The 23,790-nt window shown below is 47.7% G+C and carries 21 protein-coding genes; 5 read left to right on the top strand and 16 right to left on the bottom strand.

Annotation, left to right across the window (positions count from 1 at the left end):
* Nucleotides 1–31 precede the first annotated feature (31 nt).
* A complete protein-coding gene (locus tag ACLJQD_RS03320) occupies nt 32–1,603 on the top strand; it encodes a bifunctional metallophosphatase/5'-nucleotidase (RefSeq protein WP_000262866.1) in 1,572 nt (523 codons plus the stop codon).
* 45 nt (nt 1,604–1,648) lie between these two features.
* Here ACLJQD_RS03320 and ACLJQD_RS03325 read toward each other — a convergent pair whose 3' ends face one another.
* The gene (locus tag ACLJQD_RS03325) at nt 1,649–3,367 is read right to left on the bottom strand and encodes an aryl-sulfate sulfotransferase (RefSeq protein WP_017441787.1); all 1,719 of its coding nucleotides are present in this window, start codon (nt 3,365–3,367) and stop codon (nt 1,649–1,651) included.
* A gap of 522 nt (nt 3,368–3,889) precedes the next feature.
* On the opposite strand from ACLJQD_RS03325, the gene ACLJQD_RS03330 reads away from it, so the two are divergent.
* Nucleotides 3,890–4,327, top strand: a complete 438-nt coding sequence (locus tag ACLJQD_RS03330) for a transcriptional regulator (RefSeq protein ID WP_017441786.1) — start codon at nt 3,890–3,892, stop codon at nt 4,325–4,327.
* A 7-nt stretch (nt 4,328–4,334) separates the two neighbouring features.
* Here ACLJQD_RS03330 and ACLJQD_RS03335 read toward each other — a convergent pair whose 3' ends face one another.
* A complete protein-coding gene (locus ACLJQD_RS03335) occupies nt 4,335–5,339 on the bottom strand; it encodes a LysR family transcriptional regulator (protein WP_017441785.1) in 1,005 nt (334 codons plus the stop codon).
* Between the two features lie 369 nt (nt 5,340–5,708).
* Here ACLJQD_RS03335 and ACLJQD_RS03340 point away from each other — a divergent pair, with 369 nt between their 5' ends.
* Nucleotides 5,709–6,158, top strand: a complete 450-nt coding sequence (locus tag ACLJQD_RS03340) for a transcriptional regulator (RefSeq protein WP_017441784.1) — start codon at nt 5,709–5,711, stop codon at nt 6,156–6,158.
* Nucleotides 6,159–6,257: 99 nt separating this feature from the next.
* Here ACLJQD_RS03340 and ACLJQD_RS03345 read toward each other — a convergent pair whose 3' ends face one another.
* The 12 genes from ACLJQD_RS03345 to ACLJQD_RS03400 all read right to left on the bottom strand — a co-directional run bounded on the left by ACLJQD_RS03345 (nt 6,258) and on the right by ACLJQD_RS03400 (nt 20,837).
* A complete protein-coding gene (locus ACLJQD_RS03345) occupies nt 6,258–6,545 on the bottom strand; it encodes a hypothetical protein (RefSeq protein ID WP_017441783.1) in 288 nt (95 codons plus the stop codon).
* A gap of 38 nt (nt 6,546–6,583) precedes the next feature.
* A complete protein-coding gene (locus tag ACLJQD_RS03350) occupies nt 6,584–7,429 on the bottom strand; it encodes a DsbA family protein (RefSeq protein WP_017441782.1) in 846 nt (281 codons plus the stop codon).
* A 64-nt stretch (nt 7,430–7,493) separates the two neighbouring features.
* Nucleotides 7,494–8,225 (bottom strand): fimbrial chaperone BcfG, encoded by a 732-nt coding sequence (gene bcfG, locus ACLJQD_RS03355; RefSeq protein WP_001135034.1) that lies wholly within the window; start codon nt 8,223–8,225, stop codon nt 7,494–7,496.
* The gene (locus ACLJQD_RS03360; protein WP_001243234.1) at nt 8,191–8,709 is read right to left on the bottom strand and encodes a fimbrial protein BcfF; all 519 of its coding nucleotides are present in this window, start codon (nt 8,707–8,709) and stop codon (nt 8,191–8,193) included. Before ACLJQD_RS03360 ends, bcfG begins: the two co-directional genes overlap by 35 nt.
* A 15-nt stretch (nt 8,710–8,724) precedes the next feature.
* On the bottom strand, nt 8,725–9,270 hold the full coding sequence (locus ACLJQD_RS03365; RefSeq protein WP_001082038.1) for a fimbrial protein BcfE: 546 nt from the start codon (nt 9,268–9,270) through the stop codon (nt 8,725–8,727).
* Nucleotides 9,271–10,278: a fimbrial protein BcfD gene (locus ACLJQD_RS03370; RefSeq protein ID WP_000701237.1), complete on the bottom strand. Its 1,008-nt coding sequence runs from the start codon at nt 10,276–10,278 to the stop codon at nt 9,271–9,273.
* Nucleotides 10,279–12,900 (bottom strand): fimbrial usher BcfC, encoded by a 2,622-nt coding sequence (gene bcfC / locus ACLJQD_RS03375; protein ID WP_017441781.1) that lies wholly within the window; start codon nt 12,898–12,900, stop codon nt 10,279–10,281. It lies immediately after the preceding gene.
* A gap of 4 nt (nt 12,901–12,904) precedes the next feature.
* Entirely contained in the window at nt 12,905–13,591 is a 687-nt protein-coding gene (gene bcfB, locus ACLJQD_RS03380) for a fimbrial biogenesis chaperone BcfB (RefSeq protein WP_017441780.1), read from the bottom strand.
* 100 nt (nt 13,592–13,691) lie between these two features.
* Nucleotides 13,692–14,234 carry a fimbrial protein BcfA gene (locus ACLJQD_RS03385; protein WP_000743357.1) on the bottom strand — a complete coding sequence of 181 codons (543 nt, stop codon included), beginning with the start codon at nt 14,232–14,234 and terminating at the stop codon, nt 13,692–13,694.
* A 429-nt stretch (nt 14,235–14,663) separates the two neighbouring features.
* The gene (locus ACLJQD_RS03390) at nt 14,664–15,368 is read right to left on the bottom strand and encodes a winged helix-turn-helix transcriptional regulator (RefSeq protein ID WP_000738619.1); all 705 of its coding nucleotides are present in this window, start codon (nt 15,366–15,368) and stop codon (nt 14,664–14,666) included.
* 280 nt (nt 15,369–15,648) lie between these two features.
* On the bottom strand, nt 15,649–18,645 hold the full coding sequence (locus ACLJQD_RS03395; protein ID WP_017441779.1) for a hypothetical protein: 2,997 nt from the start codon (nt 18,643–18,645) through the stop codon (nt 15,649–15,651).
* Nucleotides 18,646–18,737: 92 nt separating this feature from the next.
* Complete coding sequence (locus ACLJQD_RS03400; protein WP_017441778.1) at nt 18,738–20,837, bottom strand: glycosyl hydrolase family 18 protein; 2,100 nt, start codon at nt 20,835–20,837, stop codon at nt 18,738–18,740.
* A 380-nt stretch (nt 20,838–21,217) separates the two neighbouring features.
* Between ACLJQD_RS03400 and ACLJQD_RS03405 the strand changes: the two genes are divergently transcribed.
* Together ACLJQD_RS03405 and ACLJQD_RS03410 are read left to right on the top strand one after the other, a co-directional pair.
* A complete protein-coding gene (locus ACLJQD_RS03405) occupies nt 21,218–21,661 on the top strand; it encodes a transcriptional regulator (protein WP_000860681.1) in 444 nt (147 codons plus the stop codon).
* 16 nt (nt 21,662–21,677) lie between these two features.
* Nucleotides 21,678–22,211, top strand: coding sequence for a glycoside hydrolase family 108 protein (locus ACLJQD_RS03410; protein WP_001068132.1), 534 nt, complete (start codon nt 21,678–21,680; stop codon nt 22,209–22,211).
* 60 nt (nt 22,212–22,271) lie between these two features.
* Here the strand turns inward: ACLJQD_RS03410 and ACLJQD_RS03415 are convergent, their stop codons facing one another.
* Nucleotides 22,272–22,616: a phage holin family protein gene (locus tag ACLJQD_RS03415; RefSeq protein ID WP_000026889.1), complete on the bottom strand. Its 345-nt coding sequence runs from the start codon at nt 22,614–22,616 to the stop codon at nt 22,272–22,274.
* Nucleotides 22,617–22,742: 126 nt separating this feature from the next.
* Nucleotides 22,743–23,690, bottom strand: a complete 948-nt coding sequence (locus ACLJQD_RS03420; protein ID WP_000534911.1) for a LysR family transcriptional regulator — start codon at nt 23,688–23,690, stop codon at nt 22,743–22,745.
* Between the last annotated feature and the right edge of the window lie 100 nt (nt 23,691–23,790).

The following is a 23,790-nucleotide window of genomic DNA, read 5'->3' on the forward strand; positions in this document are numbered from 1 at the left end:
GCATTGTTTTTCTTTAATGTAGCGTAAATGGATGGTTTATATGAACAAAAAGTTTTCGATATCCCTACTGTCGCTGTGCATTGGTTTGTCTTCAGCCATTTCCTTTTCAGCCGATGCGCGTGACATCACAATTTATTATACGAACGATTTACATGCCCATGTAACCCCAGAAATTATCCCCTATGTATCCAAGACACGTCCGGTAGGCGGCTTTGCGCCCATCTCGAAAATTGTCAAAGATGCAAAAGCGAAAGAGAAAGATGTCTTTTTCTTTGATGCTGGCGACTATTTCACCGGACCTTTTATCAGTACGCTGACCAAAGGCGAGGCTATTATTGATATTTTAAATACCATGCCTTACGACGCCGTCTCTGTCGGTAACCATGAATTTGACCATGGCCATGAGAATCTGGTTAAACAACTCAGCAAATTGCAATTCCCGGTATTGTTGGATAATGTTTTTTACAGCGGCACAGATACGCCATTAATTAAAGAACCGTATACCATCGTGGAAAAAGATGGATTCAAGATCGGCGTCATCGGTATGCACGGCGTTTCCGCATTCTATGAAGCGATTGCCGCAGGCGTGCGTGAAGGCGTTGACTGCCGCGATCCGATTCCTTATGTGAAAAAACAGCTGGAAGAGTTAAAAGGGAAAGTTGACCTGACCGTGCTGCTCGCCCACGAAGGCGTGCCGGGTATGCAGTCCAGCGCGGGCGAGGCTGATGTCGCACGCGCCCTGAAAACCGACGTTGATATGGCGAAATCGCTGGAAGGCTATGGACTTAACGTCCTGATTACCGGCCATGCGCATAAAGGTACGCCAGAACCGATTAAAGTGGGCGATACCCTTGTCGTTTCCACGGATGCGTACACCATCGAATTAGGTAAACTGGTGCTTGACTGGAACCCGGAAACCAAAAAAGTGGACAGCTACAATGGTAAGTTGATCACCATGTATGCGGATACTTATAAGCCAGATCCGGTCACGCAGGCCAAAATTGACGAATGGGATAACAAGGTTAAGAAAATTACCGATGAGGTGGTCGCGCACTCTCCGGAAGTGCTGACCCGTTCTTACGGTGAATCCGCGCCAACCGGCAACTTAATCACCGATGCCCTGATGGCTACCGTTCCTGGCGCCGACGCATCCTTCTATAATGCTGGCGGCATCCGTACCGAATTGCCTAAAGGTAATATCACCTATGGTGATGTGCTGAGTATGTATCCGTTCACCAACGATGTCATGAGCATGGAAATCAGCGGTAAGGACCTGAAATCCATCATGTCACACGCTGCCGATCTGAAAAACGGTATGCTGCACGTATCGAAAACCGTCCAGTTTAAATATGACAGCACCAAACCGCTGGGCCAGCGTATTGTTGAATTTGATATCAAAGGCAAACCGGTAGAAGACAATAAACTCTATACCGTCGCGCTGGATTCCTTTATCGGTAAAGGTGGTGGCGGATTTACCTTCACTAAAGGTAAAAATATCAAATATATAGGGATACAAACCGCACCAGCGTTGGTTAACTATATGAAGCAGGTTAACAATATTCAACCTGACCACACCATGCGCGTGGATGATATTAGCAAATAAGCCATAATGTTATGCGGTCGATAACCGGCCGCATAACATACTTAGTTATGCAAACAGCGGCATTTTGTATACCCGAAATGCAGAAATATCATAGCGATAATTCGTGCCATTCGTCTCTTCGTTCTTGAAATAGCCCGACGTCACCATCGCTTCGAATAAAACCTCTTTCGTCTCTTTATTGATTTCTTGTAATACCAGTCGGCCTAACGCCTGTTGCCCTTCATCCGGATCGACAAGATCGCTGGAACCTGGTTGCGCGGTAATGGTATGTTCAAACTCATCAACCGTCGTCGCGCCGAAGTGAATAACCAGGTGACCATTAGTCAATAAATGCTTAGCGCTCACAAAACTGCTATAGCCCCGGTTCCCGACTTCCGTTTTACCATATTCATACGGACGCGTTACGGTCATCGTGTTTAGGTTTATTTTAAACTGCACCACCCGGCTGAAGTTATCGAGAGGCAACAGACTTTTCGCATCTTCGCGTGAACGATAGTTACCATTATCAAAGACCATAAACTCCAGGATACCAGGCTCATCATTTGGAATTTCAACAATGTTATGCTGCCCCCAGGTCCAGAAATTCTTATCTGCCGCATCAATCCCTCCCGGCGAGGTAAGATCATACAGCGGGACGCCATCATCATCGACAGGGGTTAATAAGTATTGCCTGAATTCGTCAGACCAATCCTCATGGTTCGCCATAATAAAGCGCAGTTCGCCGGAATCCACATTTACGCCAAAAATCGCGCTCTGATGTCGACCGGAACAGATCAGCAAATTGTTGGGTTCATTAATATAGCTTTGGTTGATATGCAGCCAGTCATCCATTGATACGTCCTGACCTGGCGCGCTTCCGGAAGGACGCGGCGATCTGGAATAATCCATCACATACAGCATATCGTAATAGGCGACTTCAAGTCCGGTAGATAAGTTAATAATAGAAACGCCATCTTTCCCGGTTGAGTAACCATCTGGCCGTCCATTGCTATATTCTGAAGGCGCAATCGCCAGATTGTTCTCAATGGGAAGAATGGAGTGATGGAACTCATTGTCGAGAAGATAAACCGTATAAACCCGTCCCATAATGTCAAATTCATACATATTCAGACAATGGTTTATTCCCTGTGACGTCGCCAGGAAATGGCCGTTATCCATTCTGACAAAATTATAAGAAGGGATTTCCTGACTTACATACCACCGGACAATCCCGTTATGATCAAAAGCCAGATTATACCGATCAAAATAAGTGGAGAAATAAAGCCCTTCCTCCATCAGCGAGGCCTGCTGCGCAGGACAGGAGACGCTAATAATAGGGAAGCCGAGGCTCACGTTAGCCGAATCCGTGGGCGGTAATGCGTCTGTCATTACTGTATATTGCCCGACAATTTGCGAGGCAAGGCGTAGGGTAATCTGATTATTCACCGCAGATACCATCCCACACACAGGAATAAGGTTAGCGCCCGGATGTACATCATATTGGTAACGCACTTCCTCTGTCGTCGCTTCGCTATCAACAACATTGATCTCAAGCGCGGCAGCTTCATCCATCCAAACCCCCAGATAGAGACTCAACGGGGCAGTCCCGTAGGGATTTACGGTGACAATGGCCTTGTCACAGGTATTAGATTGCGTAATCTCCGCTAATCGTTGTTCATATATGGCGTTATGGTTTAACACCAGTGCGTTATTGGTATCGATTTTCTGGTTAATCGGCTCACGCGGTGCGGGCATGTTAACCATTGACGAGCTTTTCTTATTCATACGTTTCTCCTGATTAATTGGGATATAGACAACGAGCAGCTACAACATGCCAGCCCGTTGCTTAGCAAATAACCCTACGTCAACAAGAGAAATCGGTTTAATAATTTAAAATAAAACATCCATAAAATAACGCCCAGACTAAAACTATTCTTTATCATCCGAAGATTTTATTTGCCTGGCGCTACTATAAAAGCATAACAATTATGTAGCATTAATGCATTGTGACCAATAGCCTATACCTTTTTTATTGTTGGCATAGGCCTTGCGCCATAATTCAAATTATTTTATGTCAACAATAAATCAATCAAAGCATATCAATCTACTGATAAAAATTAACACTACTATCATTTTATTTTTAGAGCGACTAAAAATAAAATTTTAGTTTTTCTAAAAAACCATCATTTTTGTGACACGATACGATTTTCTCTGGAAAAAAGACGTTATTACAATCACGCCAGTTGATCCATAAATTTAATATGCATATTATTATCGCCACCCCAATTAAACCCATTAAATAACATCATGACTATTTATTTAATTAACAGCACGCACACTTACAATGATAAGACCAATGAGCTAAAAAACATAAAAACGGGAAAGATGATAAAAATTGCCGCAATGCGCATAAAGTGTCTGGAATATATGCTGAATCATGCACAACAAGAGATCATTTATAAAAAACAACTCACTAATGAACTTTGGGGGGAAAGAAGTCAATTTATCAGCGACGCCAACCTGACCCAGATTTTATATCTACTGCGGCGCGATCTTAAAGGCTTTGGCCTGAGCCAGTTTTTTTCCACGGTGCCTCGAACTGGTATTAAAGTAGATGCTAACATTATTATCAGCAATGAAAATAAAAACCTCCCCTCTTCTTTAAAAAAAGAAGAGTATAAATATATAGCATTATTTTTTGCTTTACTGACCATGGTCATAACGCTTATTTATTTAATACAATAATTTGATATTAAACCGACAAATCGCATAAGGATGTGCTTCCTTCAACCAAAGCGTCAGGCTGCTTTTCCTGGCTAAAAAGAAAGGTCGACTGAAATGTTGATATCAGTTTTTTGGCATTTTTATAATGGGTGCTGTTTGTAGCCAGATAAGCATAAACGGGTAACGTGCGAAAAATCATTTCATCAGGCATACGTAGTATTTTTATATTATAACGCCGCACATCTCTAAAATAAGTAGCAATCTTTCCTGGCAAAATCGCAACCATATCGCTTTTTTCAACAACACCGATAACTCCAAATAGTGAATCACTATAATAACCTATTTCCCTGCGCCCCGCATAAGGCGTACTGCTCTTGAATAAATCAATGCTATCAGTGGTGAAGGAAGAGAACATATCTGAATGATACACAGCATGTCTGGCAGCATAAAAATTATATAAAGAAATTTTTTCAAGCCCAACCAATGGACTTTTTTCACCACAAACACAAACAAAATCAGATAAATTATCAATAAGATAACTTTCGATCATCTCATTCTTAATTTCCAGAATTCCCATGATGACATCCGCATAGCCATGCGTCAGCATGGAGGCTGGTGAGTATTCCCCTGTTTTTTTAATCGCATAGTGTTTAATAATATATCGATTCATCAACACAGTATCCAGCAATGCCGGAAAATAGTAATTTTCAGTGATATCACTACCCAGAACAATGAGTTCATTACTCTCCTGAGCATCTGTTTTATCGCACAGTGTGCTTTCTATAGATTCAATTGCCTGGCGAAATACCTGGTGGAGCGATTTACCTTTGCTGGACGGGACTAATCCTTTGCGGGTTCTGATGAATAAGTCTTCGCCATAAAGATTTTGTAAACGAAGAAGAGCCTGAGAGATCGCCGCAGGCGTGACATCCAGTTTCCTCGCCGCCCTGGTTGCATTTCCTTCAGTAATAACCGTATCGAACACTTTGATCAGATTGTAGTCAATTTTTTTAGCATTTTTTATTGGTCGCATATAGGTTATCCTGGCTGGTATAATCTGGCACCATCATTTAAGGCGCAGATTAACCTTGCACCACACTTATTTCAATAAGTAAATCATTTCCTCTACCTGTTTGTTATTAAATTATAATTTTATTGATATCATTTCAGCCTGTGTGAAATAAAAACACATGATGCTATTTTATAAAAAACATCAAAAACATCTGGCACACTTTATAAAAAAGTAAAAAAGCATAATATTATTCAGTTTAATCACAAATGATTCTCTTATTTCTTTGCGGTTCTCTACGCTTATCCGCACTGATGTAAGGAGTACTTTACCGCCAGTGAACACACTGACAGTGTGAAACGTACCTTATGAATATCAAAACGGAGTGAATTCATGAGACAATATACTATTAATAACGAATTTATTTATAATGAGTCGTTAAGAGAAATAATATCATTACATGATAAAAAAGTGCTAAAGGTGACGCTAATGCGTGCGCGTTGTTTAAGCTATCTTTTTGAAAATGCCTACAAGAAACTGATTACGCGGGAGATGATTTCACACGCAGTTTGGGGAGATCGAAGTCAATTTGTTAGCGATGCTAATTTGACGCAACTTCTTTATCTGCTGCGACGAGATTTACAACAAATCGGGCTTTTCGAACTGTTCGTTACGCTCCCCAGGCAGGGGATAAAAATCGATGAAAGATTTATCATTGACGCTGCTGACATACCGCCACAAGCTATTCAATATCATACTCACCGATGTAATAAAATTATATCCGTTGGTATTCCCACTCTTTTTTTATTGATCGTGCTTTTCTTTTTAGCGCCGTTTATCTGAAGATAAAGTCTGTAGACCGTGTCCCGGGAAGGTGAGAACATTTTTCATAATATCCTCACACGACACTGACGGGACACCATCTGCGGTCTGCTACGCGGTTCAGTCATAGACAATGCGTAGCACTGTTAATTGCTTATCTTCATCCAAATAATCTCGTTTTACCGTTGCATGAGGAGACGATATCGGCGTGATAATATTCTCGACAATAATATAACGTTCAACTCCCTCTTTATTATGGCATTGAATCTCTAAGGTTCCCACGTCATTCCAGCAGCCTGCCTCAACAACCGATCCCATAAAATGAATCTGAGCGGTCGGTTTCGCTGTCCCTTCATGAACGATAAAGGAAAGTAAAATCACCGGTATGACGCAACACATAGACTTCATTTTACTATCACTCCTGTGCGTTCTCCTCTGAGCGAATATCACCCCTTCGCTTTCTGAATCGCCATTTGCAACATATCCTGAGTCGTGCTTCCCGGGATCACGGTCACCCGTTTTACATCACCGTTTTGCGTCTGAGGCATGACGACAAAAGCAGGCGTGCCGCTAAAGTCCATATGCTGCGCCAGTGCCTGGTTAGTGAGGAGCGCATCATGTACTGCACCGCTGCTTTGCGCTTCTTTTACGGCGGCCAGCTGCGTCGGCGTTAGATAATGTTGCGCCAGGGTGTAGACATCGTGTTCCGTTAACGCGCCTTCCACCTTCCCTGTGGCATAAAGCGCATTATGCCAGTCGAGATATTTCGCCCCGCCCTGGGTAAGCCATACCTGTTCGCCGACTCTGGCCGCCAGTCCGGATACCGGCCAGCGGGAGGAAAAAATAGGAAACTCTTTGAAAATAAACCGGGTATCCGGGTTCGCCTTAATCAGGTTTTCGACCACAGGCGCCATTTTGCTGCACCACGAGCACTGGTAATCAAAGAACATCACCACCGCCGCTTTTGCCTCGTTGGGCCCAACGGAAGGACTGCTGCTACTGAGCAACTCAGCACGATACTGTAATGCCAGTTGAACATACGCCTGTTGTTGCGCAATCTGCTGACGCTGATGCAACGTCTCGCTGGCGGCGACCAAAAATTCCGGATGTTCGGCCAAATACGTTGCCACGACCTCTCCCACTTTATCCGGATGACTGACGATGTAGGCTTCCGCCGTCGGACCAATTTGCGACGTCGGGGCAGAATCGGCGGCGATTGCCGAGGCGGATACGGCAACGCCTGCCAACGTCAACATCGCCAGTCGGGAAAGTTTTAACGCGTGATGATACATAATAAAAGTCTCGTTCGATAAGATCGGAAAGCCTCCCGCTATCGGGAGACGCCTGAAAAATAGGTTAATGAATACGCGTCAGATCCACGGTTTGCGCTGGCATTACCCGCCCATAGTCATTAATACTTTGCCAGCGCACAGTGCAGCGAACCGTGTGCCGGCACCAGTCCGTTTGACGCGTTGCAAAGGGAGCCACGACCCCGGCGTTGTCCTGGGCGCGCTCGTTAGCGCGTAATAAAAAGAGCGTAACGTAATAGGGTGTCGGATTGCGTACCGTCGCGCCATCGGGGGTAAGCGACCAGATCAGATGCCGGTAGGCCTGCTGCGGATTGCCGGCGAGTCCCTCAGGGCGATAGAGCAATTTTAAAGCCGAACGAAACGCCATTTGTACACGGTTCGCTTCCGGTTTACCGGAGGGAATAGCGGCGATACTCAAGGTAAACAGACTTTCCCTGTCGGCGGGTAGCGGTCCGCCGGTATAAACCACCCGCATTGAGTTTTCCTGGCGCGCTGAAAGCATAAATAATGGCGGCGTGACCACGAAGGGCGTGATATTCCCTTCGTTTTTGGTTCCAGGCCAGCGGCCACCAGGTAAAATATGCGTATCAATTAACCAGGACGCTTCTGAATGGTTACTTACCGGTACGCTTAATGCCGGGGCGCCCGCATGATAGATAAAGCGAGTACCGCCAATTACCACGCCAGCCTGCGCCCATGATATGGGAAGCAAGCACCAATATATCGCGCAGCGTAAAAAGAACTTATTCATAGGCAAGAATGAAGGTTGCGGAGGCATTGGCGTCCCCGGGCGTTACCGTGCCGCCATCGGCAAGATAACGCGCATAAAATTGCAGATGCGCCGACGCCTGACCCGGACTGAGCGTCACCACATCACTCTCCTGTCCCAGTGGGATTAAGGTTTTATTTTGATCATAAAGCGCAATCCCAATGCCTGAAGCGTCGCTTTCCCCTGCGGTAAGCGCCAATAAATCCGTATTACGACTGTCCGCCGCACCGCTAAAACTGACCGTTACGCCGCTGGCAGTGCTGCCGCAGTTCTGTAAATCGATAGCAAAAGGTTGCCATGCGGAACCGTCGCCTGCGCGATAAAACTGCCGTTGAGAAACCGCGCCCATCGCCACGTTAATATTTTCCGAGCCAGGAGAGAGCGAACACGTATTGTCCGTGATGGTTCCGGAGACATAGACCCGGCCATCGTGCGCCTGGACGCCGGATGCCGCCAGCAGCATCCCGATGCCGTACAGGATATCGTTACGCATAATTACGATGGCTCCTCATTCATACTGCATATCGAAATACATTACCGCCGTCGCGTTCCCGGACGTGACCGTCGGCCGGGTCGATTTATAGCGAATATAAAAAGACAGCGTGTTGCGTCCGGCTTTCAACGGATAGACCACCGAGTCGGCATTATTGATACTGATGGTATCCTGATCATCATTCAGAATTTCCACCCCAACCCCGCTTGCTAACATGTTTCCGCTTCCCATCCCGGTATCGGTTATCGCCAGTAGCGCGGGATTGTCCGGATCGGGTTCGCCGGTAAACCAGATCTTCGCCCCGGCAATTCCTCGGGAACAATTTTTGAGGTTGATATTAAAGGGCTTAAATTTTGTCGTTGTTCCTGTCGAAGGAAAATCGCCAACCGCAAACTGGCCTAAATCAATACTTTGACTGAGGCTGGAAATATCTATGTCGCAGGTTTGCGCCACAATAGTGCCGGTAAATTCGAGGTTATAAGCGAGGTCGTCAGCGCTGGCATTGATTTGCGGACACAGCATTAGTCCCATGGCAAAAAGAGCGCAGTGTGATCTGTTCATTTAGTCAAAGTCCACTCGCAGGCTGGCCAGTGCGGTAAACGCCCCTTCCGCAGGCGTTTCGCCTGTTGTACTTACCGGGTAGGCCTGCAATGTGATGTTAGCGCGTCCGGCGCTATCGGTGATAAAAGGCGCGACGCTCTGTACATCATTGGGGATAAGCGCGTTTCCTTCATCGGTTTCGACCACTACGCCGACATCGGCATTATCCGAAGCGATAGCCTGGGGAAAGTGGCTATCCGGCGTAGCGATAAGACGCATTGTTAAATTGACCTGCGAATCCAGACCGCTGCACTTTACCGGTACGCTGAATTTTTTCGCTCGTACCCCCTCCGGCTTTTGGCCTGCATGGTTGAAATTGCCGCTGTATAATGCGCCGAAATTCACCAGAATCGTTTGTCCGGCGTTGATTTCACAGCTTTGCGGTACGGTCACCGTTCCACTATAAAGAATGCTGTATACGACATCTGTTAGCGGATCGCCTGCGGCGGTCATGACATAAACATTGAACATAGTCTTAGGACTAATATTCACCGTGCCGACGAACGGTTTAACAATTTTGAGCTGAAACTCCAGATTTGAGTCACGAACGTAAAACGGTTGACCCGCTTTCACATTTTCATCATATCCCATCAGGACATTGTTCATTGGCGGATAGATATCTCCCGCCGAAGAATCCTCAATTCGCATTCCGCCTTCCAGGTAGTCCGGGTCCAGCTTTAAATATTTCCAGTTACCGCTCGTTTCTACGACCGGATATGGCGACACATAGGAGCGATAAGTCTGGCTATAGGTCGCCGCGCCGGCGGGGCACACCGCCTGTACATTAACTTCCTGGCTTTTTTCCAGTTGAACCGTCTTTCCCACCTGGTTTTGTTCTGCCGTCAGAGTGGTCGTTAAATCGTAATTAATACTGGAAGGTACACCGTTAACGTTTTTACACACGTCTGCGAAGGCGTACTGCGATACGACACTTCCCGCCAGCAGAGCAAATAAAAGAGGTATTTTCATTTAATGACACTCCGCATGTTGTCGACTCAGAATCTGACGGGAGGAAGAGAGATGATAGGACGCGACACACTGTTGATCCGGCAGGTTCCCCCAGCGAACGTGCAGAACGCCTTGCGCTGACAACCCGGAAAGATAGACTTCCCCGGCCTCGTCAACAATCGCCTCCGCATGGCGATCATTCACCGTCACCGTTGCGCCAAAGGGTACAGGCTTACCGTTATGATTCAGCGTTACCAGGGCACGCGCGCCGACTCGCGCTTTAAAGCGGGCCAGAACCAGCGCGCCTTCGGTCGGCACAACGCGAGTCACCGCGTCATCAATATCGACATCATCAGCCATGGCGTTAACGTCCAGCGCCATACGGTTTTGGCGATATGTCGTCGCATACGGCACCACCGCATAGCCACGCGCGTCCGTATGAATACCCGGCTGGTCGACAACGCCGACGTTGGCTGCGCCCGGCGCGGCAATCAAAATATTGGTATTGCCCAGCGGCTGGCTTAGCGTCACTCCATGCGCGTGCGCCACCAGGCCGCCGCTCAGGCCATAGTTCACCTGCTGGTAATCACCGTTATCGCTAACGTTATAGCCAATGTTGGCGTTGCCTTTCGCGCCATCGTATTCCAGGCTGGCGGCGCCGCTTTCGCCAATACCGTGATTCTGATAGCCTTGCTGTATGTTGTAACTAAGATTGTTTTCGTCCAGCAGTGTGCCGCTAAGGCCCGCATTCTGCGTAACGTTATGCTGTTTGTCCGTACTGGTGCTAAAGGTAGCGTAAACATTGTGATGGCGCGTGACCTCATCATCGTGTTGCAGCCATTGACTTAGCGGCACCGAGATATTCAGCGCGAAAATTTGATCGCGCTCCGCATCGCCTGCGGATTTGTTATTGTTGTAAGAAACGCTCCATGCAATCCCCGCCAGCGTATCGCTGTATCCCACCTGCAACAAAGAATCCTTTTCATCAGTGTGCCAGTAACTTTGCTGACTGCCGGTAATAAAAAGCGATCCCAACCCGCCTAGCTGTTGATTGATATCGAGTTGTACTTTTCCCCTCCTGGTGTAATAAAGGTTGTAATAATCCGCCCATTCCGGCCTGCTTTTATCGCTGTCAGTCCGACTGTCATCGTCATAGCCGCTCATCCGTTTCCACGTGGTATCATCCAGCGTATAAAAGCCCGAGGTTGAATAGCGATAACCCATAAGCTGTAAATTGGTTCCTGACTGTGCAAGCGATTTGGCATACAGGAAACGCAGCGATTGCCCCTGGTAGGTGTTATTATCCGCCAGCGTACTGGTAGCCTGGGTGACATCCAGCGACACCGCGCCCCAGTCGCCCAGATTTGCGCCGCTGCCGATCGCCAGCGCGTGATAATGACTGGAAAGTTGTGTTCCGCCATACAGCGTAAAACCATGCGGTAACCCCCATATCAAGGTCGCCTGACTGAATTTCACCTTCTCTTTTTGACTACTATCGCTACGATACTCCGCCACCGTCGCCGCATACTTCAACCGCCCTTCTCGTTGTAGAATCGGCACGGCGGAATAGGGCACGTTATAGCGATTAATAGAACCGTCGGACTCTTTGACTTCCACAGTCAAATCGCCGCTGGCGGCGGTGGGATAGAGATCATTAATAGTAAATGCCCCGGGCGGCACATAGCGCTGATTGATGATGTAGCCGTTTTGCCGAATGGTCACTTGCGCGTTGCTTCTGGCAATGCCGTGAATGGTCGGCGCGAAGCCCTTCATGCTGTCTGGCAACATATTGTCGTCAGACGCCAGTTGTAGCCCGCGAAAAGGAAGGCTGTCGAATAATGCGGAGGGGGTATAACTATCGCCTGCCGCCAGTTCTCCCTGCAAAAAGACCACATCACGTTCCAGATAAGTACTGATGTGCTGCCAGTCGCTGTCGCTATTCTGATCGCCGCTATTCGCGTTCCATGTGGAGTAGTCGCGTAACCGCCAGGCCCCCAGATTAAGGCCGCTATTCAATCCAAGAAAATAGCTGTTCTCCGCACTGCCGCCTGGGCTCCGATCCTGACTATTCGCGCCGGTAAAGGTGTAATTCAATAGCAACGCGTTAATACCTTCATCCCAGTATTGCGGTGGGATATAGCCTCTGGCGCTGGCAACCATCGCCGCCTGCGGGATGCTAATGTCGAGACGTTGCTGCGCAAAATCAAAGCGGGTCCGGGCGGCCGGTATCGCACTGGCGAGATCCGGGCAACTTCCCGCCGCCGCCTTCGCCAACAGTGGAAACGCCCCGGTGTTTACTCCCATATTTTTAAGCATTTCAGGCGTCAGGCAGGCGCGTAATCCGCTGTCATCGGTGGGCGCGCTTTTTCCCGTCGTTTTCACCGCCTGGAAGGCAATGTCTCTGGTCGCGAGAAACGTATTGTTCAGGTAAACGTCAACGCGATACATCCCCGCCGCCTGGGCATTACGGGAAAAGGTCGATAAGTCGGCCACCGCAGACGGGTCGTCAGACAGAAATGCCGGGTTGAAATAGTTTTCCGCCCACCCCGGCGCAGGCGCCAGTGCGATAGCCAACGCCAGCGGGGTTAATACGGGTTTAGTTACGCTGGAGTAATATCGCGTCATGAAAAGCTGATTACGCATAACATCATGAAGCTGGACAAACGCGTGCTGGCGTCGTTGCGCCAAAATCGTTTACCGTGCGCAAAGATATCTGGCCGGGCGTCGCCGGGAGAGTGATCGCGCCTTTCGGCGGTACCATAGTATTCGGCAGTTTTTTCCCCGCGCTGTACAGTTCAACCATCGAAACGTAGTACGGCGAAGGGTTAGTAATCGTTAGCTGGCCGCGCTCGTTACGGCAGCGAAGCGTCGACGGGGCATGAGCTGGCGCCTCCGCCAGATTTTTCGGGCGAATAAATAGCTTAATCACGCTTTGCGTCGCAATTTGCAGGGAGTTGCCGGTCAATTTATTTTTATCGACAGAGGGTATCGCTTTACTGTTTAAATAAAATACGCTTTCGCGATCGGTCGGTAATGACGGCCCGACATACATAATACGTAATATATTTTCTTTTTTAGGCTGGATCACAAAGAGAGGCGGCGTAATGATAAAATCCGTCGAGCGTGAACCATCGGCATTGGCGACCCATGACTGAATTAAAAAAACATTGCTGGCAGAAGAATTAATAATCGGCAAGGAGGTTTGCTTACTTCCCTGCGGATAAATCACCCTGGTCGCGCCCAGCGCAATGCCTCCCGCCTGCGCGGCAAACGACAGGCCGGCCGCCGACAGCAGTAGCAATAATCGAAGGAAAATCGGTACGTTTTTTTTCATCTGCGTAATATCCTGATGCCGTCGGTTTGTTACGCGCAGTGACGCGCGTAACTCCCCTTTCTCGCCTCCCAACAGACGAGAAAAAAATCCCGATAAGGAATCAGGAATAAACCATGCTAAATGTCGCCGTCGCGGTAACATTACCGGCAGTCGCCGTACCGGTAGCGATATAATCCACGCTAAGCGGAATAACGTTTTCGCCATCGTTCAAGGTAACAGTACTGGACGATTCACCGATATTCAGCGCCTGGCCATCTGGTCCATAAAGTTGTAATGCCACATTCGTCGCCGAACCTGCCCCAGCGGTATTCGCCAGCGACCCCGGCTGGTTTGCGTCCTGTTGGCCATTAAAAATCACCGCCGCATTCTGGCTGGTCTGAGTATCGCAGTCTTCCAGTTTAATGGTGAAATCTTCTTTTTGATTCGCCACCATACCGGCCTCGGTTAATTTACTGGCGCGAACCTGGCCTAATGTCACGGTCTGATCGACAGAGTCAGCGGAAACAGAACAGGCGGCGTCAACGACCTGTCCAACAAAATTTACCGTACCGCCAGTGACGGTTGTAGTATCCGCTTGCGCGGTGGACAACATTCCGCCAAAGGCAATTGCAGAGACCATTAATGCTAGTACAGGCTTTTTCATTCAAGCTCCTTTTAAATATAAAAATGAGGGTAATCACATTTTTTAACGAAACGGCTGCTGATATTTCTTCACAGCAATATCACGACTTTTTCTTATGCGAAAAAAAGTGTCTTCTTGTTCTGATATAAATGTCAGAGGCAATAAAACAGCCACTCAACGTCGTGAGTTAATCTTTACGTTATAATGAGATAACGATGTTATTAATTATTAGCAAGCCAACGGCAAGTTGCAATCATCGACATTTGGTTTTATAGGACCAGGCATAACCTCTTGTTTTATATTAACTTTACACCAGTCGTTCGGCCTATCTCCTTTAGCCATATTGACTTTTTAAAAATAGCCTTCATAACAATCTTCAGTAAAACATTCTATTAACGATATCAGGCAAATTCAGTCGAGATATGTAAATATATCGTTGCGTATAGTACATTAATACGCCACTGGCAGTTTTCCGAGCGCCGTCAGCCGCCCATTATCAATATGGATATACCCGCCTTTTTTTAGTTCAGACAGAATCTTCATGGTCCGACTGCGCGATATCCCGGTACGCCGTTGAATAAAATTCAACACGATAATGCTTTCCCGGTAGGCCTGTGGATAAGCCCAGATTTCAGTCAGCAGCGCCCGAACTTTCAGATAAGAATCGACGCCGACTAATTCACGATCGCGCGCGCTCATCACCATCAGACGGTAAGCCAGACAACGGGCCACGTCGTGCCACAAATCGCATTCATCGGCGATTTTTATAAAATCCGGCAGGCGAACAAATCTACCGGTACAAACCGTTTCTGCAAGCAAAAAGTGTTCCGGTCGCGCGGGGACGTTATAGGTAGCGCCATAGCTGTCAACCATACCCACGACCGATGGCGCAAACGATGAAGATATATGGAGTCGTTTGTCATTATGACAGAAAGAAACAACGCCTGACTCCAGTAATACAATGTAGTGTTCATCGTTTGCCTGTAAATAAAACTCATCGCCGATACCCAGCGTAAACGGTTGACCAAATGGCAACAAGGCCGAAAATAAGGCATCAATCGCCGCGTGAGGTTTAGCCTGCTGAGAAAAAAGAAAAGAGTGTAATGAATTCTCATTATTATCTTTAGCAAAAGCGTCGTTCATCATTTTTTTCATTAACGGTTGTCTACTCAATGTAGCGCCACAGTATAACCTCTCAAAAAGTACTTAAATTAATAATAAATAACATCGCTATGCAGTATTTCTGTATTCACAAGGCACTAATACGCAATATTTTTAAGATTAAGACAATTCTTAATACAAAATGATTACAGAAAATTAATAACGAATTACGCATAAAGAATGAGAGATCAGGGGGCGCAGGAAAAGAGATTCGAAAGAGCACGCCTTCGAATCTCAAACTAATAGTCCAGATTAATGCAAATAAGCAGTGATATTATCTGAAATAGCGTGGAGCAGCATAATACTCTACCATTTTATCCGCCAGCCAGCCGCCGTCTTCACCGTTAGAATGGATTGTCGTAATACTGATAGTAGAACCACCGCCCCATAAGATCGAAAAGACGTTAAAGTCCGGTAGGTTCAGCGCCTGCATCTGGCCCCAGTCATACCCTTTATCTTTACGTAAAAAGTCGCCGACGGTCGGGACGCCGTAAGTCGCGCTATTTAAGGCCGTATTGAGTAGCTGCAAAGAGAGCGTGTCAGGATCGCTGCCAATACGGGCGTCACCCATAAAAAAGGTTCCGCCGGATGCAAAGTGCGCAGCGCTGACTTTACTGACGCCCTCTTCTACTGTAGGCATATGGCCGCCAGGGATTTGCCACAGCATGGCGGGCGTCAGCAGCGCTTTCGTCACCTGTTTGACCATCGCCAGGTAATTAAGCCAGCATGTCGCATTCCAGCCATAGTGGGCAAGCGCATCAGGACTGAAACAGTCACGCTCAAATTTATCAAACGCAATAAAGTCCGGCGCATATTCTCCACTATAAACGCCCAGTTCATGAATAAATCCGGCGATCGCCTGCCCTTCAGCTACCGGATCAGCGGTATCGCGCAGCACCCAGTCCGCCGTTCCTGTCGCCCAGACATTCGTCTGCCAGCCAAAAGCCACATCCGGGGCAAACTGACGAACAAGATAGTTCACCGCCTGAATATAGCCGTAGAGATCGTCGCTAAACGTCGGCAACGAAGGCGCGATAAAGCCAGCCATCGCCGGTAATGCTTGTATCGCCGCCGCCAGTTGGGCATTCACCGGCACACTGTTTTTTTGCCGTACTACGGTATAGCCATACGGTCCTTGCTGTAGTGCCCCGAGAAAATCCGGGTTAAGCACAAAGGTGGCCGGGACAGGATGCGTCTCATCTTTGTATGACTGCGCCGCCAGACACTGGGTAATAAAGTTACCAAAATGGTTACGTAGCTTTTGCGCATCCTGTAAATCCGCCAGCGCGCTACCGCCGCTGGCATTCGCGGTATAAATGACCATTACCGGCATGATGCTACGCCCGGCTTCTTTTTCTATCTGGCGCACCAGCGCAACGGTTTTATGGATCGGTAACGTCGCGTAATCCAGAAAACCATCCCCGTTCACGTCAACCTCCGCGGCCGGAACCGGATCGCCGCCGCCGTCAAAACCATCGTATTTAAACAACGCGCTAAACGGTATATCGCGATAAAGAGAAACCGTCTCTGGCGCGTTAACCGTCACGCCGCCATGAGCAAGGTAATCAGGCCAACCTTTTACCTGTAGCGTCACGCCGGGCAGAAACTCCAGCGCCACATGGTTGACCTTTTGCAACAACCGTAGCGGCCCGGCCTGTTCACAACGCCACGGCACGCTGTCGATGAAAATATCGTCCGTCTGAACATCATACAGCCCGGGCGCAAAGCGTAATGCCAACGTCTGCCGATCGCTGCCGCTCTCCAGCATTAATGAGTATTGATATTTACCGCTGCTGAACAGATAACGCTGCGGCGCGACGCCATCGGGCAGACCCAGTATAGTGGCATCCACCGTCACGAAACTCGCCGTGTCGAGCGCTGACTGTTGGTAAGCGACAGCAACCTCGGCAACCTGCGCCGCAGCAGGGATAAACCCCGTAAGCTGTATGGGGGCCGATATAAAGCGGTTATTAATCATCGCTGGCTGCAGATTAACCGTATAATGGTGCCCCGCCAGTAGCCGGGTGATTAACTGCGGTTGGTTGGCGATAAGCGTGACAGTACGCTCATCCGCTTGCGTAGCATCGGCGATATCAACGGTCAATTTCGCATTACCAAGCGCAGGGGCGTCAATCATCAGACGCGCGCTGGCATAACGGACAATTGGCAGACAGGATACCTGGACCTGCGCGGCGGCATCGCCGGATTGCAGCGTAACGGTAAAAGAGGACTCGACTGGCGCGATTTGCATCTCATTATTCGCCAGTACCGGTACGGTAAGCCGATACGTTCCTGCGCTAAGATCGCCTATTGTCAGAACCTCGCCCCACTCACCGACAAAGCGCCGGGTTTCGCCGGCAGGAAACAGCAGCTCAATTGCCGGTTTGAGCGCCACGGTCTGCGTCATGGCAGGAAAATGAACGCAAATTTTTCCCTGACGGGCAGGGTCATGGGCCAACGTCGCGCTCAAATCGCTGATGGCAACTGGCATCTGCGTGGCAGCCAGATAGCACTGTAATTCGGCGGTATCCCCCGCCGCCAGCATCAGCGCGCCGTCATGATTAATGGTGATGGTATTCTTCTCGATGGGCCATCCCCCATCGCTGGCCAGCGTCACGGCCTGATTCCCCAGCATTGTTCCCTGAAACGGACTGTAGGGATCGGGGTGCGCGCTGGCCGTAAAATTCAGTTGAAGCTGATTGAGATCTACCGCCTGAGCGTAGAGGTTGGTCAGCGTAAAGGTGACGCGTTGATACCAACTCGCGGCATTCAACTCGCTAACGTTAAGCGTAAGGCCGCGTTCCTGAAGGTCATTGTCCTTTTCCGGCACATCGGGTTCGGCGGGTTGTTCGTCTGCGGCGGGTATCGCTGGCGTCTCCTGATCGGATGGGGTTTCAGACTCTGTGTCTTCGGATGACGATGACGCCAGCGTCAAGGTGATGGCGGACATTTTTACCGGCACCTGCGTCGCCGCGAGGCTGAAAGAGAGCGTCCCGCGTTCGCCCGGCTGAAGAAGTAATGCATCGCTGTTATTAATGATGATGTTGTTAGTTTCCAGCGTGCCATACGAACTCTCATTCAGCGTAAGCGGCAGGTTCCCTTTGAGCGTACCGCCGCTATTTCCCCATGGATCGATGTGCCCGGAAGCCGTGAATGATATTGCGGCATGGTTCATATCGACCGCATTACCGCTCTCATTGATGAAGGTTAAGGTGATTTTTTGATACCAGCTGTTGACGTCAAATGCGCTGGCATGGATGGAAATGGTCATGGTCTGCTCTTCCTCTGTCCCTGGTGGAGAAAAGCCCCGGTAAACCGGGGCTTGAATCATGAAGCCCAATACATCGTGCTTAATGCCGTGTATTAGTAAGCGCCAAGATCGGTCCATGCACCGCCGACACCGCAGTTCAGGTCAGGCTGGTCGCCCATAGACCACCATTTCACCTGATAGTTATGGCCTTTCCAGCTAACGATTTCGAAAGAACCCCAGTTTGCGCCATAAACGGTAGAAGCATCCCACTGCGCGTAAGGTGACGTTTTGTCATCTGCTGGCGTATCATCCTCAGCCGGCGTGGTATCTTCTTCCTCGTCCGGTACAGGAACGATAATCTCTTCTTCCTCTTCCGGTTCCGGTTGAACCTGAGATAGCGCAGGCACAGCCGTCAGAACAAAGCGCTGTTGAGAGGACGGTTCGTTGTAGCAGTCGCGTACAAACAGGGTGAACTGGAAGGCTGTTTTTTCGCTAACTTCCGGTACCACAACCTCAATGATTTCAGCCGTTTTGTCTGCCACAGTGATTTGAGAAGGCACGCCCCAGCTAAAGGACAGCTCATCGTTATCTTCATCAGAAGAACCTGCGCCAGACAGCTGTACCGTAGATCCGCCTACGACCAGCAGTTCAATCGCCGCTTTCGGCGCGTGGTTGACCTTCTGCGCGTCGTCGCTGTCGCTCTGCTCTTCATCTTTTTCTACATTGATACCTTCAAAGTAGAACGGTTCCATATCGATAACTTCAGATTCGATTTCATAACCCAGACCTTCACGCACGGCGTTAACCAGCACGCCGTTGTCCTGATCGATAGTCCAGGTAAACACGCCGCCCAGGCCCAGTTTCGCTGCATATTCGCCTTTTGCTTTGACGGTACGCGGCGTATCCAGGGATAAAAACAGTTTGGATTCCGGGCTATACAGGTAGTCAGCATCAGCGACCTGGTCGGTGTAAACGTTGAAACCGTTACGGCCTTTCTGGTTTTCCAGATCCAGGTAGCTATAAATGACGTCATACCATTCGCTGGTGCCGGATTCGAAGGAACCGGTAGTAACGCCAGAACCTGGGTTGTAAGAACCTTTCAGCGGCGACAGGGATTCAATTTCTACCTGACGAGCGTTACGGGTATAGCCGGCATAACCGATGTTGATACGGTCAGCGGAGAAACCTTCCGCCAGCAGGTGATCAACGATAGTTTCGACAGCCCAGCCGCCCTCTTCCAGCGCTTTGCGGTTAGTGTGGTGGCCCAGCGTTTCCGCCCACGGCGTACCGAAGAAGTCATAGGTCATCAGGTTGATACCATACAGGCCAGCAGCCATCAGATCTTTTACTTTCGCATAGTCAAAAATAGTAGTGACAGCAGAAGCGGCAATAGAGATTTTCACATTGCTCAGACCCGCGGAATCCAGCTGTTTACGCAGTTCGGCAATCAGCAGCGCGTAGTTAGCGCCATCTTCCGGACCAAACGGGTTGCCCGCCCCTTCATCGTTCGGGTATTCCCAGTCAATATCCACTTCGCTGAACATCGGGAACTGTTTGAACAGTTTCACCACGCCTTTGGCGAAAGTTTTACGAGAAGAGTCAGAAGCGGCGGTTTCGTGGAACCCGTTACTCATGCTCCAGCCGCCGATACTCATGGAGAGCGCCAGCGTGTGACCTGCGGCTTTCGCTTTTGCCTGCATATCACGCAGCGCGCCCAGCATACCTTTGGCGTTAGCCTGGGTCACGGTTTTCGGATCAACATCCCAGCCGCTGGTTTCAAAACCCAGGTTGATATAAGACTGGAAATCACCCCACGGATCGAGGAAGGTCGGTTCATATTTCACTTTGCCGCACTGTGCTGCCGCTTCTGCTACGACGTCGCGGTCTTCTTTATCAATTTTTCTGAAACCGGTGATGCCAACAAAGCCGAAAATCAGTTTGTCATAAGCCGTCGGTGAAACGTTGGTTAAATCATAACCACGGCCTGGTTCGGACATATTGCCTTGCAGACGGCTGTCATACTGTGACCAGTCGGTGTAATAACCGAATACCTTCGGTTTAGTCGTGGAATTTTTATATTTATTGTATACCGGTTTCGCAACACGAGCGGAAGTATAGCTTATTTTATCATCGCTTGTTGCAGGGTCAAAACCATTCGCTGCATGAGTAGTTTCAGTAATTGTATCGCCTTGAATCAGTTTGCTTGTAGCCATTTTCAAATTTCCTTTTACGTTTCAAAATTGTCGCAGCTCGTTCTGCGGGGTCCATAATCGTTACAGGCATAAAAAATAGCTAATCACAAAACATCATCTTTTTAGATGATATAAAAATCATAAAAATGAGGTTAACAACACCGTCTGTCGAAGAGAAAACAACATCTCTCAGCGCCCGCTTAGTCCGTTCTGGTGAGAGCATAGTAAATATCATTTATCATGTAATTAAATATCATTTAATTTCAATGAAATAATGTGATTACACTCGCTATAGACAATGACAATACAATAAAACCAGTGACATTTATTGGATTAAGACATTTCTCATACAATATAGTCACCACAGACAACCAGGATGTACATTTCTAAAGGAAGACGTTATGAAAACTTATATCATTAATAGCAACTGCATTTACAATGAAGGTAAATATGAACTAAGGACGGTCTCAAATTCACAGGTTATTAAAATGACTGCGATGAGAGCCAAATGCCTCAGTTTCATCATCGAGAATGCTCATCTGGAGATTATCGAGCGACAAAAAATAACCACTGCGTTATGGGGAAGTCGAAGCCACTATGTTAATGATGCAAATCTAACGCAGATTCTCTATTTAATCAGACGTGACCTTAAAGCGCTTGGTATTAACGATCTTTTTATTACCATTCCAAGACAAGGTCTCAAAGTGAATAGTGATATCGCCATTATCGCGACGGATAGCGAAACAAAGGGAAGAAAAAAACAGATTGTACGGCAAACCATCGCTGCCCTGACGACCGTATTTTCAGTAACGTTAGGTTCTCTCATGTATCTGCATATTCACTAAGCGAAGGAAAGGGAAGATGAATCCAATTATAGATGGAATTATTGCGCTTGAAGGCGGTTACGTATTTAACCCTAAAGATAAAGGCGGCGCCACCCATTGGGGCATTACCGAAGCCACGGCGCGAGCGCATGGCTATGCTGGCGATATGCGGGATCTGACCCACGCTGAAGCCTACGCGATTCTTGAAGAGGATTACTGGATAAAACCAGGTTTTGACGTCATCTCGACGCTATCGTGGCCAGTCTCCTTCGAGCTGTGCGATGCGGCAGTCAACATAGGCGCTTACCACCCTAGCGCGTGGCTGCAACGCTGGTTGAACGTCTTTAATCACGAAGGTAAACGCTACCCGGATATTCATGTGGATGGCAATATTGGCCCGCGGACGCTTGCCGCTCTCGAACATTATTTGGCCTGGCGAGGCCAGGAAGGGGAAGCCGTTTTGGTGAAAGCCCTCAATTGCAGTCAGGGCACGTACTACTTAAACGTTGCTGAGAAAAACCACAATAACGAACAATTTATTTATGGCTGGATCAAGAATAGAGTGACCTAGACCCGGCTGAAAAAAAACGCGTAAAAGGCTCACGGATGAGCCTGATACCGCGAATGATAATTAATCTGAATTATTTCCTTCGATAATTTTTTTAATCCGCCGCCCAAGAATTTTTAAGATCGGACTCGCGAAAACACCGCCTAAGCCTGCCGCCAACAGAACAATGTTGAAACTGCATTCTTTTTCGATCGCAATCGCGCTTAACAAGAAGCTGGTGAAGCAAGAAATCACGATCTGCGTTAAGCAATATTTTATACTTTCATGAGAACTATTATATTCTGTCTTATCTTTGCGTAAAAGATAGCTGACAAAGCCTCCCCACGCGCCAATCGAAATAATAGTGAGTAAGATCTCTAGCTCCAATAGCACAACTTCCGTTGTCGACACATGGTTGGGAATAGACATTTTAACACTCCGAAATCATTATAAATGAATAATTAACACAAGGAGTGTAAGCGCCCTGTCAGGCGGGTGAAAATCAAAGCACATCATTTAAAACCATATTAAATCAAAGCGTAAAAATGAGGTGTATTAGCGACGGAAGGAGGAAAGCGTTTGTAACATACTTACCATCTCATTAATCGTCGATATATTTCTACTATTTTTATTCCAGGATGCATAGACCTGAACTGACTTCAAAGCCAGTTCGGGCGGAGGCTGAATAAATTTAATGTCATATTTACGATGATTTTTATAAAAAAGCGCTAATTTCAAAGGCATCAATGCAATCAATGAGGTTCGTTCGATCATGCTCATCAAACCGTTAAGCGAATCACTGCGATAGCCGACAATACGCCTGCCAGTATAGTAAAGCTCATCCTTAAATAATTCGCTATCATGATATATCACTGAAGCCCCCATCCCCGGCTGATATAACGCATGACGCGAAGAATAAAAATGATGTAGCGACAGTTGTGAGAGGGTACTCAGCATGTGTTTACTGCTACAGATACAAACAAATGATTTAAAACTATCAATAATTTGATTCTCTATGCCGGACTCCAGCAAAGGTTCGGCACTAATCAACAGATCGCCTTGCGCAGTAAACAGAAGTTCGCTGATATGCTCCCGACTCATATTTCTGACAGTGAAATGATTTATCAAAATACGGTCAAATATATCGCTATTATAGAGCTGAGAAAGATAATAGCTTTCAACAATATCACTGCCTAATAACGTTATCTGGAACGCTTCATCTTTTTTACTATTACAGAGAAAGGTGTCATCCACCAGTTTCATCACCTGACTGAAATTTTGGTGAATGTCGACAGCCTTAGCTGTGGGGATGAGCCCGCCTTTCCCTCTGCTAAACAGTTCTTCCGGGTAATAACTCTGCAGGCGCTTTAACGCCAGAGAAACGGCAGCCGGTGTAATACCTAACTTTTTTGCCGCCATAGCCGCATTTCCTGACAAAATAACAGCGTCAAGAATTTTGATTAAATTATAATCAAAGCTCTTGTTGGCACCTTTCGATCCCATTCGCTGTCTGCCTCCGGAAACTAAAAAAAGCAATATAGATAATACTCAAGATAAATCAATTCACAGCATCTAAAAAAGCAATCATTAATGTCATCACATC

It is taken from the genome of Salmonella sp. SAL04214 (genome assembly GCF_046550615.1).
Lineage (GTDB): Bacteria > Pseudomonadota > Gammaproteobacteria > Enterobacterales > Enterobacteriaceae > Salmonella > Salmonella enterica.

Bases quoted from the DNA above. Each gene is read 5' to 3' on its own strand.
- ACLJQD_RS03405 (WP_000860681.1), top strand. From the start codon at position 21,218: ATGAAAACTTATATCATTAATAGCAACTGCATTTACAATGAAGGTAAA.
- ACLJQD_RS03340 (WP_017441784.1), top strand. From the start codon at position 5,709: ATGAGACAATATACTATTAATAACGAATTTATTTATAATGAGTCGTTA.
- ACLJQD_RS03390 (WP_000738619.1), bottom strand. From the start codon at position 15,368: ATGAAAAAAATGATGAACGACGCTTTTGCTAAAGATAATAATGAGAAT.
- ACLJQD_RS03415 (WP_000026889.1), bottom strand. From the start codon at position 22,616: ATGTCTATTCCCAACCATGTGTCGACAACGGAAGTTGTGCTATTGGAG.
- ACLJQD_RS03400 (WP_017441778.1), bottom strand. From the start codon at position 20,837: ATGGCTACAAGCAAACTGATTCAAGGCGATACAATTACTGAAACTACT.
- ACLJQD_RS03350 (WP_017441782.1), bottom strand. From the start codon at position 7,429: ATGTATCATCACGCGTTAAAACTTTCCCGACTGGCGATGTTGACGTTG.
- bcfB (WP_017441780.1), bottom strand. From the start codon at position 13,591: ATGAAAAAAAACGTACCGATTTTCCTTCGATTATTGCTACTGCTGTCG.
- bcfG (WP_001135034.1), bottom strand. From the start codon at position 8,225: ATGCCTCCGCAACCTTCATTCTTGCCTATGAATAAGTTCTTTTTACGC.
- ACLJQD_RS03420 (WP_000534911.1), bottom strand. From the start codon at position 23,690: ATGGGATCGAAAGGTGCCAACAAGAGCTTTGATTATAATTTAATCAAA.
- ACLJQD_RS03345 (WP_017441783.1), bottom strand. From the start codon at position 6,545: ATGAAGTCTATGTGTTGCGTCATACCGGTGATTTTACTTTCCTTTATC.
- bcfC (WP_017441781.1), bottom strand. From the start codon at position 12,900: ATGCGTAATCAGCTTTTCATGACGCGATATTACTCCAGCGTAACTAAA.
- ACLJQD_RS03385 (WP_000743357.1), bottom strand. From the start codon at position 14,234: ATGAAAAAGCCTGTACTAGCATTAATGGTCTCTGCAATTGCCTTTGGC.
- ACLJQD_RS03365 (WP_001082038.1), bottom strand. From the start codon at position 9,270: ATGAACAGATCACACTGCGCTCTTTTTGCCATGGGACTAATGCTGTGT.
- ACLJQD_RS03360 (WP_001243234.1), bottom strand. From the start codon at position 8,709: ATGCGTAACGATATCCTGTACGGCATCGGGATGCTGCTGGCGGCATCC.
- ACLJQD_RS03320 (WP_000262866.1), top strand. From the start codon at position 32: ATGGTTTATATGAACAAAAAGTTTTCGATATCCCTACTGTCGCTGTGC.
- ACLJQD_RS03410 (WP_001068132.1), top strand. From the start codon at position 21,678: ATGAATCCAATTATAGATGGAATTATTGCGCTTGAAGGCGGTTACGTA.
- ACLJQD_RS03330 (WP_017441786.1), top strand. From the start codon at position 3,890: ATGACTATTTATTTAATTAACAGCACGCACACTTACAATGATAAGACC.
- ACLJQD_RS03370 (WP_000701237.1), bottom strand. From the start codon at position 10,278: ATGAAAATACCTCTTTTATTTGCTCTGCTGGCGGGAAGTGTCGTATCG.
- ACLJQD_RS03335 (WP_017441785.1), bottom strand. From the start codon at position 5,339: ATGCGACCAATAAAAAATGCTAAAAAAATTGACTACAATCTGATCAAA.
- ACLJQD_RS03395 (WP_017441779.1), bottom strand. From the start codon at position 18,645: ATGACCATTTCCATCCATGCCAGCGCATTTGACGTCAACAGCTGGTAT.
- ACLJQD_RS03325 (WP_017441787.1), bottom strand. From the start codon at position 3,367: ATGAATAAGAAAAGCTCGTCAATGGTTAACATGCCCGCACCGCGTGAG.